The 13553-nt window shown below is 41.2% G+C and carries 10 protein-coding genes and 3 pseudogenes; all 13 read right to left on the reverse strand.

The genetic code is table 11. The features are described from left to right. Positions 1-33: 33 nt before the first annotated feature. The 13 genes and pseudogenes from ACFO6W_RS16225 to ACFO6W_RS16285 all read right to left on the reverse strand — a co-directional run bounded on the left by ACFO6W_RS16225 (position 34) and on the right by ACFO6W_RS16285 (position 13045). Positions 34-927 (reverse strand): hypothetical protein, encoded by an 894-nt coding sequence (locus tag ACFO6W_RS16225; protein ID WP_379998317.1) that lies wholly within the window; start codon positions 925-927, stop codon positions 34-36. An 11-nt stretch (positions 928-938) separates the two neighbouring features. Beyond that, on the reverse strand, positions 939-3146 hold the full coding sequence (locus tag ACFO6W_RS16230) for an OmpA family protein (RefSeq protein WP_379998319.1): 2208 nt from the start codon (positions 3144-3146) through the stop codon (positions 939-941). A gap of 33 nt (positions 3147-3179) precedes the next feature. Further along, positions 3180-3722, reverse strand: a complete 543-nt coding sequence (locus ACFO6W_RS16235; protein ID WP_379998321.1) for a DUF3575 domain-containing protein — start codon at positions 3720-3722, stop codon at positions 3180-3182. 19 nt (positions 3723-3741) lie between these two features. Next, a complete protein-coding gene (locus ACFO6W_RS16240) occupies positions 3742-4188 on the reverse strand; it encodes a hypothetical protein (RefSeq protein ID WP_379998323.1) in 447 nt (148 codons plus the stop codon). A gap of 33 nt (positions 4189-4221) precedes the next feature. Next, a complete protein-coding gene (locus ACFO6W_RS16245) occupies positions 4222-4926 on the reverse strand; it encodes a hypothetical protein (RefSeq protein WP_379998325.1) in 705 nt (234 codons plus the stop codon). Between the two features lie 18 nt (positions 4927-4944). Next, positions 4945-5529: pseudogene (locus ACFO6W_RS16250) on the reverse strand (TraG family conjugative transposon ATPase); the annotation flags it as partial. A 109-nt stretch (positions 5530-5638) separates the two neighbouring features. Continuing rightward, the gene (gene ltrA / locus ACFO6W_RS16255) at positions 5639-7450 is read right to left on the reverse strand and encodes a group II intron reverse transcriptase/maturase (RefSeq protein WP_379998327.1); all 1812 of its coding nucleotides are present in this window, start codon (positions 7448-7450) and stop codon (positions 5639-5641) included. 103 nt (positions 7451-7553) lie between these two features. Then, positions 7554-7694 (reverse strand): hypothetical protein, encoded by a 141-nt coding sequence (locus ACFO6W_RS16260; protein WP_379998329.1) that lies wholly within the window; start codon positions 7692-7694, stop codon positions 7554-7556. Positions 7695-8046: 352 nt separating this feature from the next. Beyond that, positions 8047-9039, reverse strand: a pseudogene (locus ACFO6W_RS16265) (TraG family conjugative transposon ATPase); the annotation flags it as partial. A gap of 107 nt (positions 9040-9146) precedes the next feature. Beyond that, positions 9147-10808 carry a group II intron reverse transcriptase/maturase gene (gene ltrA / locus ACFO6W_RS16270; RefSeq protein ID WP_379998331.1) on the reverse strand — a complete coding sequence of 554 codons (1662 nt, stop codon included), beginning with the start codon at positions 10806-10808 and terminating at the stop codon, positions 9147-9149. 651 nt (positions 10809-11459) lie between these two features. Further along, a pseudogene (locus ACFO6W_RS16275) lies at positions 11460-12383 on the reverse strand (TraG family conjugative transposon ATPase); the annotation flags it as partial. Beyond that, complete coding sequence (locus ACFO6W_RS16280; RefSeq protein ID WP_379998333.1) at positions 12380-12709, reverse strand: DUF4133 domain-containing protein; 330 nt, start codon at positions 12707-12709, stop codon at positions 12380-12382. The gene ACFO6W_RS16280 and the pseudogene ACFO6W_RS16275, both read right to left, overlap by 4 nt. Positions 12710-12751: 42 nt before the next feature. Then, on the reverse strand, positions 12752-13045 hold the full coding sequence (locus tag ACFO6W_RS16285) for a DUF4134 domain-containing protein (protein ID WP_379998335.1): 294 nt from the start codon (positions 13043-13045) through the stop codon (positions 12752-12754). Positions 13046-13553 lie beyond the last annotated feature (508 nt).

Raw genomic sequence — 13553 nt, forward strand, 5'->3', positions numbered from 1 at the left:
GTTATGAAATAGTTAATAAAAAGGTCTGAGACCTTAGAGTTCAATAGTTCCACCATCCGAGACATCCCATCCGGTAACCTCCACTTCCATATCTATCAGCCCCAAACGGATCTCAATGGTTATATTGATAATCCGCGTGGTAAATCCGCTAAAGACATTTGTCAGGTCAATGGCTTCCCTGTATATGTTGCCGTCAGAAGTTTGCAGGGCAATATCCATCAGGTTATCTATCCTGCCTGTAGCCTGCTTGTCGGGATTGACCCCGAATACTCTCAAATCAGAGAAGAATACATTGCTTTTTTCTTCATTACGGACTGAACCAAACGCCAGCCATGCCGAAGATCCGAGTTCATCCAACCGCTTAAAACCGTATTTATAGGCAATACCGGAAAGTTCTCCGTTGATAGAACTGACACCCACGCCCGAATTATCTACCACTACAAAATCAATATTGATTTGACGTATAGCCGGTTTTAATACAGGCTCACTGACAACACGTTCAAAAGGAATCACCGTCAAATCAGCATTTGCTGCATACAAAGCCGGGGCCAGAACCGTATATAGCCTATCATTCTCTTTATACGTACTTACCTCTGCCTGTGCCGTTTCGGGGCAGTCCATACCCGAGAAACTGATGTCTTCCAATCCGTATGCATTACACGCCAGCACCTTGTAGCTTACTGCCCGAATGCCTGTCACCAATGTATCGGATGTAATACTATACGTATAATTACGCTGTGGCGATAGCAGATAGATGTCTGTCAGTAAAGGTTTCGTTTCCCCTTTCTCCAATCCCGACCAGTCCGGCCGGATTTCCACATCCCCATAATAAGTACAATCCTCCGAAAAATCGATCAGACTGCAGGATGTCAAAAACATACAGCAGATAAAAGACAATATCCATTTTAGATAATTTCTATTTTTCATACTCATTTTCATTAATCGTTATTTTCGTTATCGCTATCCTCTTCCTGATTGAGATTGTACGCCTTAATCAGCCTGTTGATTTCCGGGTCGAGCGTTCCCCGCCAGCGTTTAGTTGGATCGAGCTCCACAGAGTGCAGGTAGCGAGTAACAGCTTCCTGAGTCTTACCCAGCCGTGAGGCAAGAATAGCCAGCAGGTACTCGCTGTTTGCCGTTTCAGGTTCATTCAATAGTATATTGTATGCCGCCTGATCGTAACCTAAACTCATCAAACAAATAGCTGTATTGTAATCGTTATAGTCATGCAAGATCTGTAGGGCATCGGCATACCTGCGTTTTTTCATCAGCTCCATACTCCTGGCATATACCGTATCGGGTTCTGTAGTATGAATGGTATCTTTTATCATCCCCTTGCGATGTACATGGAAGGTAAAATCGACAGCCCGCAAATACGGATAGAGCTTTTCGCGGATATACTTGTAATCGGCAGGATATTTTGAGCGGATATCCAACTCTTTCCTGTCCGGATCACTCTCTGAAGCAATCAGCTCAAGAATAGCTTGTCTGTTTTCACTATCCAGAGAATCCGCTACCAACCGGGATAAGCCCTGCCAGTCTTCCCTTTTGGGATAAGGTTTCAGCATCCCGGCTATCCCTTCGATTCCCGATAGCCCTCCGCTTAGATAATTACCGATGGACTCGGCACGCCGTTTCGATAAAAGCATATTGGAAGGGTAGGAACCCTCCGGCGAACAGCCCGCAATAAGCGAAATACTATCCATGACAAACTCACCCGTTTCCGTCAGTTTATCCAGCATATCCTGCACCTTGTCCAGTTCAGAACGGTTATCACCCAAATCAATATCCATATTGTACTTACCTGTCTTAAAGGTGATATTGGCCTGAAGTGTAGACAGGGCTTTACGTTCGATAATTTTCAGCATATAGCGGGGAGTGGTATCCAGAAACTGTATCATGGACGATACGATATAATCCAGTGTATCGGAATGCTGCAACAGGTGGCTGTCACCACTAATCGACTGGGCGAAACCGTCCAGATAGATTTTCATCCTGCGGCTGTCTTCGTCAGCCATAACCTGTTGCCTGTAATAATATTCAAACTTACCTTTGTTATAGATGACCGTATCGAGCCGTGCCTTTTCGTTCTTCGGGAACTTCACCATTTCAGCAAAAGCGATATGTTTGTTGTCGATCAAGCTCTGGTTTTTGGCAATCTGACGGTCTTTGAGGAATCGTTTTTTTAAGAAGACCGAATCGGCAGCCGTTACAGGCTTGTAATCGTTAATAAATCCGGTAGCATATTTGTCCTTACGGTATTTCCACAAAGTATATTCCGGAGAGAACTCTCGCAAGAGATGGAACATCGGCAGCAGGTTTACGATCTGGTTGTATCGTTTGTTGTAAACAGAGGCTATATGTACCGTATCCTGACCGAAGTATTCGTAATGCTCTTTTATTCCTAAAAAATTCATTTGCTTTTTAAGCCAATTCCGGTTACGATACATCTTCCCGTTGAAAAACTCATAACGCTTGTTCAGCCGGGCCTTATACTTTGAATAGCCTGCATGATCCAAAGAGTCTTTGCGTATACGCATAAATTCAGACCGGTTATAACGGTCTATATAGTGGTGAAAAGCTCCGGTCCTGACAAAGTATTCATCGAAGAGGCTGTCAGGGATGATTTTTGAAAGATATTTATCAAACTCGGCATATTGTTTTTGCTGCAACTTTCTGAAATCATCACCGCTGATAACAAGGTCTTCAAAATCCGAAATATTGTCCGCTTTAATCAAATGCGGAGTCAGGTTCAGTTGCCACCGGCTGTTTATCAGTTCTTCGGGTACCGAGACAATAAAATCGACGTCAACTTTCCCGAAACGTTCCGGTACGTTTTTCATTTTTGCCGTTACGGTCACTTCTTTTAGCTGAACCGACAACTGCGCATTTCCGTCTTTATCCTTTTCTGTCTGTACATAAGTTGTTTTATTTCCAAACCGGTCCTTCATATCGATGACCGAAGGCAGTTTCATATCCCGTACCTTTTCCTTTGATTCTTCCACGGGCTGTACCGGCAGATGGATATTGGCCCGGGCCTCTTTGTCCATACGCTGCGTACCGCAAGATGAGAACAGGGATACAATCAGCAGTATTAGTGCCCAAAACAAATAGAAGAAAGGATATGTTATTATTCGTATATTCATAACTTTTTTAGATTAATAAAAAGGTCTGCGACCTTAGAATAAATAGATGAATGAAAGGGCGAGCTTGTTGGGGACAGCCACCCAACGCGAGTATTCTCCTTTTTGCCGTCCGCACTCCTCACACTCGTACTCGGAATAGTCCGCCCATACAAGCCCGATACCCCCTTCAATTTCCAGATTCCAGCGCGGCGATAAGAGCCATGCATAGCCTGCACTGATTCCCATTCCGAATGCTTTTCCATCATAGCGGCTGTCCTTCCATGTGATATGGTATTTGGAGCCGATGGCATTGACCCCGACAAATCCGTTCACATAGGATTCCAATAGCCAGTAGCGTACTCCCGGCATCACTGTGAAGTTTTGCAATTTTTTGTTATCCTTGAATACGAACGGATTGTAGTACACAGGTAGGTGTAGTGACCATTTTCGGTCCAATGTCATACTGACTTCCGCATTGATCGTTGCCATTCCAAATGCCGGGATATTCGTGCCCAGCGAATAGAACTGGGCACGTAATCCACTGCATGAAAAAAAAAGAATTGAAACCAGTATGTATTTGAATATTATAGTTTTCATATTTCCTTTTTCAGTGTTGTTAATTAGGATTAATATCAAGGGGGATTGCAGGATAAGATGCCCTGTCAGCTGCCATGCGTACCATAGAGAGATTTCCGCAAATACGTAACTGCTTATTATTCTGATCATGCTCTATAAAAATGGCATATGAATCCAGAATGAAATAGCAGGTGTCTTTGTATTCCCTGATAGGATAAGATTCCCTGTAATCTTCCGGCTGGCCATTCAGATCACGGATAGAAACGAAATAATTGTTATTTTCATTTCTTATCGACAGGCAGATCCCCAGATCCTTTCCGCCCCATTCACCGCATATTGCATCGGGTACGGTTTTGAAATCTGTATGTTCCTGCCAGCAGCTTCTGCTCTTGACGATATTTACCAGGTCTTTGAGTAAATCATTCTGCAGGAGCAGTAATCCCGTAAGGGTTCTTATATGTATTGTTTTATTGAAAAATCCGAACATATTTTTTTGTTTTTGACGTTATTAATATTCCCTTTAAATAACCTGTCGTTCTAGAGCAACGCGGGTGTAATAAGTACCGCCCACAAGTATCCGGTCTATAGCGGGGAAATAGGTGATATCGACACGGATGCATTCCAGTTCGAAAAAGAAAGCCTCGTATTCCTGCCTGATAAGGCAAGCTTCCGGCAGCACCGTTTTTCCCTCTTTCAGGAAACGCACCTCATATTCCGAGGGGATGCTCCTGGAGATAAGGATATTGGGGACATTGCTTTTGTTCTCCGGCATCCATTCACAGCATAGCCAGCCCAGTATGATCTTCCTGTTATACTCAAGAGACTCTTTTTCCTTCGGGTCGTCGGGTTCGGTAAGCCTGTCCGCCAGCTGCTCCCGCCATTCCTCTTCAGTCTCGATACGGCTTTTGAAAGGTATGTATACTGTTTCCCCGGACGACAGTTCCCCTGTTTGCGGATTATAACCTATCACGCAGCGTTTCCCGGGCAATACAAGGTTCATATCCTTATCAGCCAGCACCGGGTAAGGTTCGGATATTATTTTCTCCTTGCTGTCCATAAAAGACAGTCTGTAAGATCCGTCACACTCCATTTCAATTTCGAAGCAGGGAATGTCCGGTTCGCTTTTAACCGCCCATATACGGCTTATCCTGTGCAGCATCCGGAATTGTTCTACCTGAAGTTCCAGCGCCGCTTCATAATCTGTTTCCATATGTTTTGATTCCATACCTTTAATCTTAATTTGTTAATTATTACTCCTTTTATTCTCTGCCAGCTGCTTGATAGCCAGTTCTATATTTCCACCCAATTTATCAGCCAGTTGAAACAATTCCAGCTTTTCCGTTTCCTCTGTCGTATATGTCAGGTATTCTTCCATCGAAACTTCCGTGGCGTATACAGCCGATTGCATTCCTCCCAATCCAATCCATACTTCTTTATATTTACGGGAGGGATCGTTATCCATATTGATAGATAGTATCTGTGCCCTTTCCTTATCGGTTAGCCCCAACATGGCTTGTATTGCATCGAATTTGTTCATGTACTTGCGCTGGTCGAGTAGGATTTTGCAGTCCGAGTTATTGATAATGGATTCCTTGACGATAGGAGAGGAGATAATGTCTTCAACCTCCTGAGTGACAACGATTGCCTCTCCAAAAAACTTCCTGACGGTCTTAAAAAGATACTTTAAATATTCAGCCATACCCTCTTTGGAAATGGCTTTCCATGCCTCTTCCAGCAATATTAGCTTACGAACCCCTTTCAGCCTCCGCATCTTATTGATGAAGGTTTCCATGATGATAATAGTGACGATCGGAAAAAGGACTTTATTATGTAGGCTAAGTACCCAGCGCCGTATCATATTGCTATGGTCGGTTTCCAAGAACTCGCCTCCGAACCGTACGTACACCTTCCAGCGTATACGGCTCTCCGCCAAAGTATCAGTCTTTCTTTCCAATGTCAGTCAATTTATGGCAGCTTGTACAAAGCGAGATAGTTTTTCGACGTCTTGCAATCATGTGTTTTTCCCAAGGTTTCTTATTATCTAAACCTTTGAGCTTTCTTACATGATGCATATGTAATTTTCTATCTGTTGCTCCGCATAACTCACATACATTCGCTTTTAGCCTATCAACCAAACTAGTTGTACTTGTGCTAAATGGCGATATGAGATTATCTACCCATGAATGATGAATTGGGTTCTTTCGTTTGAAACCTTCGTTGTAAAAGACTCTGATTTTGTTTTGCCCTTTCTTATTCTTAAAGTGTACAGTAAATACTTTGTTTTGTTTGTACTTACGGGCAATCTTTACAACAGATGTCCGATATTTACAGGCAAAAGTTTTGTACATACTGTATTCCATAATGTACTTAAAGGCATTCATCACCGAAACGTTATTAGCTATTGAATAATAATTGTAGAGACCTCTGATTTCAGAGTTATACCTGTCCAAAATTTCAAGGTCATCGTTATTTATAAATTGAACACGCGCTCTGGGTTTCCATTGCTCTTTACCATTGTGAGTTTTGATTTCCAACGCACCATATTCGAGCAATTTCTTTTTCATCACATCCGTAGTCAATTTTAGATATACCTTTTTATTAAAGGCTCTCATAAGACGACCAGCTTTGTTCCTTTTGGTCAGATTGGATTTGCGGACATAGATTTCATATCCGAGGAATTTGGCAGATTTCTCAGAGTGAGTAATCAAGGTTTTTTCATCAGACAGTTCAAGTTTCAGTTTGGATTGAAGAAAATTCTTTATATCCTCTTTGATTCTTGTTGCGTCTTCTTTACTCCCGATTATTCCAATCAGAAAATCATCTGCATACCTCACATATTTCATCCGTCTGTAATCGCCATCCATTTCGTCTCCACATGAGATTAAGGATCTTTCCTTGTCAAAAGCTTTAATCTGTTTGATGATGATTTTTCTTTCATCTTTGTCAGTTACACTTTTTAGTTTCGCTACAGCAAGCCTCTTTCCATACTCATATTGAATACGCTCCTTATTTGCTTTGCGGTTTTCCCCTTTATCGAATTTTCGGATATATTCCATTATATACTTATCCAGTTTATCCAAATAGATGTTAGCCAATATTGGACTAATGATACCACCTTGTGGAGTTCCACTTTGGGTTTTATGGAATTGCCAATCTTCGATATAACCTGCATTTAGAAATTTTCTTATCAGGCGAATGAATCGTTCATCGGAAATGCGTTCTTTCAAAATATCAATCATTACATCGTGACTAATATTGTCGAAAAATCCTTTTATATCTCCTTCCACGAACCATTTTGCCCCATTAAAAGACTTTTGAATTTGAGCCAATGCGGTGTGGCAACTTTGTTTGGGTCTAAAGCCATAAGAACAATTTGAAAATTGTCCTTCGTAAATAGCTTCAAGAATCATTCTTATTACCTCTTGCACTAGCTTATCATCAAAAGCTGGTATTCCTAACGGACGTACTTTCCCGTTTTTCTTTGGTATGTACGTTCTTTTTGAGGGTTGAGGCTGATAACTTTCGTCTTTCAACGATTGTATCAGTTTTGCAATTCGATCCAGATTCATTCCGTCAACAGTTTTATTGTCCGAACCTGGTGTCATATTGCCTGGTTTTGCATAGATGCGTTGATAGGCAACATAATACATCTCTTCATTGAACAAAGCACGATAGAGCCTTTCGTATTTGTAGGCTGAATGCTTGCTGTGTTTCGCAAGACTGTTTAATACTCTTTCTGAATTTCTCATAATGTCTCTCACATTTTTCGTTAATTGTATTAAAACTACTTTTAGCTGCCTCCCTTCGCCATGTGCAGGTCGTTATCCTGCTCGGACTACTACGGAAGCTCCGTTACCACTCCAGATATTCAGGGGCAGACCCCATAGCCTTACAACTGGCATTCTGGTATAGGTAATCCCCGTTTGCATACATAAAGAACTGTGAGACTATACATAGTCTCTGGCGCGACAGAGTGTCGGATACGACTTTCATCCTTTACTACATATTGTAGTTGCGCTGTGATTAGTTCCTTGCACTCCCTCCTCAAGGACTGGAAAAAGTGAACCACAGTACGACGAGTATAGTTATCTTAACGTCGCAGGTACAACATAATACCGCTTGGATTATCGTTCAATCAATACAGATTTTATCCTCATAACTGTCTTTTCATCACCCCATTCAGTCGCAACCTGATAACTGGCTGACTTATGGCTTTCTCGGCATGCTACACTCCCTGTCCGGTTAATTTCCCTTTCAGATAAGCCGAGTGATGATAGGTTTTTCAAAGAACACTTACCTAGTCCTTGCCAAAGGACATTTCTTATGCAGCCTTGACGGGCGCACCTTTTATATTATCTAACTCAAAGACAATGAATCGTTTATTAAGTAAGTCGAGTTGCTTTTCAGAATTCAGCAGGTAGTCGTATTCCCCTCCCCGGTAATAAGGCTCCAGTACATTCAGGAAATTATAGACATCAAAATCCTTTTCCCGTGTTTTCTTCTCCTCCAGGATTTTTATATAGTCATCCCATATAAATTCATAGAATGTGTTAAAAGAAGGGACAATGGTTTTGTCCGACCGGATTTTTTCCAGATACAGGTTTACCGCGTTCGATAAAGCCACTTCCTCCGCCCTTGTAGGTGATTCGTCATCCCGTTTCCATAAAGTCAGTATCAGTGTTTTAATAGATTCCCGCTTCTCTATATCAAAGACTCCGTCGTCCGTATAAAAAGGATTGAAAGCAATCGGATTTTCTTCGGTATACGTAAAATAAACTCCGTCTTTTCCATCTGTCTTATTATTTATCAGATTGCATAGTCCCAAATAAGAGTTACCCGTATCGACTAACAATACATGTGTACCCTGTTCGTAGTACTGGCGTACCATATGATTGGTAAAAAATGACTTCCCACTTCCCGAAGGCCCCAGTATAAACTTGTTGCGGTTAGTGATGATCCCTTTCTTCATCGGCAGATCCGAAATATCCAGATGCAGGGGCTTACCGGTTATCCGGTCTACCATCTTTATGCCGAACGGAGATAACGAACTCTTATAATTCGTTTCTTCTGTAAAAAAACACAGGGCATGATCCAGAAATGTATAGAAACTTTCTTCCGAAGGGAAATCCGCCTGATTGCCCGGTATACCTGCCCAAAAAAGGGCAGGCAGGTCAACTGTGTTATGACGGGGTTTACATTCCATCAAAGCCAGTCCTGAACCGACATCATTCTTGATCCGTTTAAGCTCGTCACTGTCGTCGCTCCATGATATGACATTGCAATGACAACGCACAGAGGTCAATCCATAGCTATGGGCTTCATTGAGGTATTCCTCGATGTCGAGTAGGTCGGCTCCCTTACGGGAGCTTTCCCCTCTAAGAACCGTACATGAGAGTTTCCCCTCATACGGCTCAAGCAATTCTAAGTTTTTATTATAAAACCGGCTCATAATAGATTCCATTTATTTCTGTCTGTGATACGTCTGCAATTGTCATGAACTAAGATTTTCACCTTCTTGGATTTCAGTGGAATATCCACGATTCTCCAAGGTGTTTCCCTTGTGATGTGTTTTCCACATACAGGGCAGCACTGCATTTGTTTCTCCCACAAGCGGTATATGAATTGCCTGTCATCCAAATGAGAGAGCATCCTTCTGGTCTTATGTTTTTCGAAGTAGTCCTTCCAATCGGCATCATAAGGGTTGGCTTCACTACGGATTTTGACATGACGTTTTATCTTTGTGTTCGTTAGTCTTGTTAGTGTATGGAACTTATTTCCATCTTCACTTTTCAAGGCTACCGCAAAAGTCCAACTTCTACCACGTACCGTGTGATAATATTTGTTTGCTACCCATCGTTTACCTTTCTTGGGATGTCTTCTATTCGACCACCGCCATAATTTGTGGAATATTTGTGTGTCTGCTTTTTGAAATGTTTCTGTCGCAGAACACCCCTTATAATAGTTCGCCCATCCTTTTATGACAGGATTTAATAATCTTATCAAGGATTGCTGTTTGATAGATTTGTTCTTATCCACAATCTCACGAACTTTGTCTAAAAATCTCTTTCGACTTTTCTTTGATGGTTTAGTAATAAACTTACCTTTATACTTTCTGATATTAAACCCAAGAAAATCAAACCCTTCTTCTATATGAGTAATCTTCGTTTTTTCTTCAGATAGGGTAAGTCCCCTTACTTTAAGAAACTCAGCGACTAATGGTTTTACCTGATTCTCCAGTAATTCTTTGCTGATTCCAGTAATAATAAAATCATCAGCATAGCGTACCAGATTTATCATTGGTGTATAATAGTTTTTCTTGGTACGGTTTATTTTGAAATTATCTTTCAGTAGCTTTTCCAGTCCATCTAAAGCCATATTTGCAAGAGTAGGGGAAATAATTCCCCCTTGTGGAGTTCCTTCTTCCGTGGAAAACAATTGTTTGTTGAAGACAAAGCCACATTTTAGCCATTTATGTAATATTACTTTATCCATTAGGATATTGTTAGATAGCCATTCGTGACTAATATGATCGAAACAACCTTTTATGTCTCCCTCCAAAATCCATTGCGGAGATACCGTTTTAGATAAGTCGATAAAACATTGCTGTATGGCATCTGCTGTACTTCTTTCTTTCCTGAATCCAAAAGAATGGCTGTCACCAGTTGTTTCTGCTATGGGGTCTAACGCCATTAAGTACAATGCCTGCATTGCCCTGTCCTTCATTGTTGGTATTCCCAACGGTCTTAGTTTTCCATTACTCTTCTTAATATGTACCCGTCTGAGAGGTTGGGGTGTATAGCCTTTTCTCTTCAAATCGGCTATCGCACTCAATTTTGCATCAGGTGATTTCCATGTGACCATGTCAATGCCTGCCGTATCACTTCCATTATTGGAAGTTACCCGTCTTACAGCCAAAGCTTTGGCATAATACGAGTGTGTAAGCGTCCACTGCAAGGCTTTCACCTTACCATATCGGCTTTCTTTATGAGCCTTTACAATACGTGCTTGTAGCTTTTTAACCGCAATCTCGCACTTGAGCCAATTGATGTCGTCCCAAGTATTCCATTGCTGGTCAGTTGATGCACACGATTTTTTAATTTCGTTCATTTGCTTTCCTACTTAAAAAAGTTCTAAAAGTTTCTTGTAAAGAATTACCTATAGCAGAAGTCAGCCCACTTTCGTGTTGTGTGATGTTGCCTTGTTCAGTACATGAACCGTGACTCAACTACATATCCACCTCATTACAAGGATGGCATTCGCTTTTTCCGCAATCCTATACCCGCATTCCATTCGGCTTCCCTTACGGGTTGCTTACCTACTTTAGGCAGGAGAAATACGGGCTTACCACGTTCCGTATGAAGTAACTGGATGGGTTAGGTTCCGTCTATTACACCGACAGTGCTATGTTCGCGTATTCTTAGAATGGAAAAGAATAGCCGACTGCTTCCCATTTTGGGCTAAAGCCTATCAGTATCTTTTGGCTTCTTCAACCTTACGGTGTTTCAATGACGATTCACTTATGTTAACCATACCACCCAAGCCAAGCTCCCTAACCGCATGATACTTGCGATTATTGCCTTCCCCTCACGGTTCTGACTGCTCCTTTCGGAAGGGCTACCTTACTGGGACAGCTTGATACAGTTGTATTGCTATTGGTGCATCTGCCCCTGGGCTACCGTTGGCGAAACAACGGGTTCAATCAAACTGTTACTCGCTTGTAACAGTTTGTCGAACAGTTACTCACACGACTTCGTGTCGCACCCATTCGCGGTTTATTTGGTTGCTTCTGCTGTACCTGGACAGGGAATGCATATTGCGTGCATTCTTTTCAAATTTTTTCAGGTCTTCCTCCGGATCATCAATGAATATATACTGGTTGTATAAATGGTTGCATGTCAAAAGAACCCCAACAGGAGCAGCAAAAGATAACAGACAGTCACTCCGGTCGGTAGACAAACGCTCATACCGGATATCGGTTTCTATTACAGAAGGCAGGTCATCCACATCAGAAAGTGTATACAGGCTAAGGTATTTGTCACCTATCTTCATCTCGGCGGCCTGAAGATCAATATCCTGCAGGCAGGTTGTTTCTTCCTGAGATAAAGAGAAATATTTTTCTATTATACCCGGTTTATTGTCTGTCCCTACTACGTCCTCTTTGCTCAATCGTTCCATTTTTATAAATCCGCCGTCATTGATGATTCGTTCAAACTGTTCGCACGCTTCCAGAAACTTTATAGCCGTGTCCTTATCCTGCATTTCCTTTGGTACGAGAAACCCACGGCAGAGGGTATTGAAATTACTCTGCCTTCGCATTCTTTCCCTGGTAGTTTGGGTCAGGAACAGGTAACATGTATGGTTCAGGAAGGGACGTTCATTGAAATGCCTCTCAAAGGACCTGCTTAAAAAACTAAGGCCATCTTTTTGTATTTCCGGTTGGTATTTCTCCTGTATAAACCAGTCCTATTTGTATACGATCGAATAGTTAGGCAATACTTTTATTGCTTTGAGCCAGGACGCATGCATAGCTTCGTATTCAGCCGAGGTTACGGAAAACAATTCGGGGAGATCCACTTTATAGGCGACTGTCAGGTCCGCGTCTTTTGAAATGATGCAATCCTTTTCGACCGATAACAACGGGAACTTACTCTCCAGGGTAGCTGCTTTTAACGTATTTCTCATAATTTAGCAGATTTAGCATTTTTGAAAATTCGTATAAAAGCAATACGGCTGATAATATAGCGAGGATGGTTTTTTAGAGCCATTCTTTTCATCAGGCCATGTTCTCCATATTTTTCATTGAGGTGAAAAACTCCCCACACTAGTATACTTGCACTTACCACTCCGAAACCGATGCATACCGTCTGGCTGATGCCTATCATATACATGATTACAAACAGAATGAATACCGACAACAGCCCTCCGGCGAATATGAAAAGGTATTGACTTTTAAGACCCTTAAATTCCGCCGGTTTTCCAATCCCTTTATTTATTGTGTATTCAGCCATTCTTTCTCGTTATTAAAAGATTAATAAGAGGGTCTGCGACCCTTAAAGAAAAAATGAACGCAGGATGGTAGCTGCTACAATCAGGAAGATACAGGCGCCAAACCAGGATGCCGCTGTTTTGGAAGTATCCGGGTCTCCTGACGAAAATTTTGAATAGACCTTTACCCCCCCGATAAGCCCGACCACAGCTCCGATTGCATAAATTAGCTTAGTAGCCGGATCAAAATAAGATGTTACCATACTGGTTGCATCGGTGATTCCCTGCATGCCGTTACCCTGGGCAAAAGCACCCGTAACAATAAACAGCATTACATAAAAAAGAATGATTTTTTTCATCGCAAATAAGTTTTTAATTAGACAAAAATGAATTGCGATATCAAAAATATTGTAGGTAAGATGATGAAATACAAAGGTGTCGCGTATTGTCGCGTCCTGTCGTAATTTGTCGTAGTATTACATGTTATCTCGTCTGTAAGATGAATAAAATGACGGTTTATATTGAATGAATTCTGACTAGTTTATTTCTTCTATATGAATGTTCTGTAAAGTCTAAATAAATAATTGAAAAAAGAACGAATTATTTCTTTTTAGTTATTATATTTACAAAAAAAACACCATACGTATAGTATGTTATTGTTGCTTTTTCTATAATAAAAAAAATATTTTAAATGAAAACAGTTATAATTTTAGCTTAAATATTGGGAAGTATATAATTTACTTAAATCCATATCTTGAAGTGAAATTTGTAATACAATAAAAATATAATTGTTGCGCGACAAGGAAAGGCGGATGTCGAAAAGCCTTGAGGATATTCTATATCTTTGAATAGAGTAGGTATATTTAA

The sequence above is a fragment of the Dysgonomonas termitidis genome (genome assembly GCF_042654545.1).
Classification (GTDB): domain Bacteria; phylum Bacteroidota; class Bacteroidia; order Bacteroidales; family Dysgonomonadaceae; genus Dysgonomonas; species Dysgonomonas termitidis.

Excerpts from the sequence above, each read along its gene's own strand:
- ACFO6W_RS16225 (WP_379998317.1), bottom strand. The coding sequence starts at position 927 with ATGAAAAATAGAAATTATCTAAAATGGATATTGTCTTTTATCTGCTGT.
- ACFO6W_RS16230 (WP_379998319.1), bottom strand. The coding sequence starts at position 3,146 with ATGAATATACGAATAATAACATATCCTTTCTTCTATTTGTTTTGGGCA.
- ACFO6W_RS16235 (WP_379998321.1), bottom strand. The coding sequence starts at position 3,722 with ATGAAAACTATAATATTCAAATACATACTGGTTTCAATTCTTTTTTTT.
- ACFO6W_RS16240 (WP_379998323.1), bottom strand. The coding sequence starts at position 4,188 with ATGTTCGGATTTTTCAATAAAACAATACATATAAGAACCCTTACGGGA.
- ACFO6W_RS16245 (WP_379998325.1), bottom strand. The coding sequence starts at position 4,926 with ATGGAATCAAAACATATGGAAACAGATTATGAAGCGGCGCTGGAACTT.
- ltrA (WP_379998327.1), bottom strand. The coding sequence starts at position 7,450 with ATGAGAAATTCAGAAAGAGTATTAAACAGTCTTGCGAAACACAGCAAG.
- ACFO6W_RS16260 (WP_379998329.1), bottom strand. The coding sequence starts at position 7,694 with ATGAAAGTCGTATCCGACACTCTGTCGCGCCAGAGACTATGTATAGTC.
- ltrA (WP_379998331.1), bottom strand. The coding sequence starts at position 10,808 with ATGAACGAAATTAAAAAATCGTGTGCATCAACTGACCAGCAATGGAAT.
- ACFO6W_RS16280 (WP_379998333.1), bottom strand. The coding sequence starts at position 12,709 with ATGGCTGAATACACAATAAATAAAGGGATTGGAAAACCGGCGGAATTT.
- ACFO6W_RS16285 (WP_379998335.1), bottom strand. The coding sequence starts at position 13,045 with ATGAAAAAAATCATTCTTTTTTATGTAATGCTGTTTATTGTTACGGGT.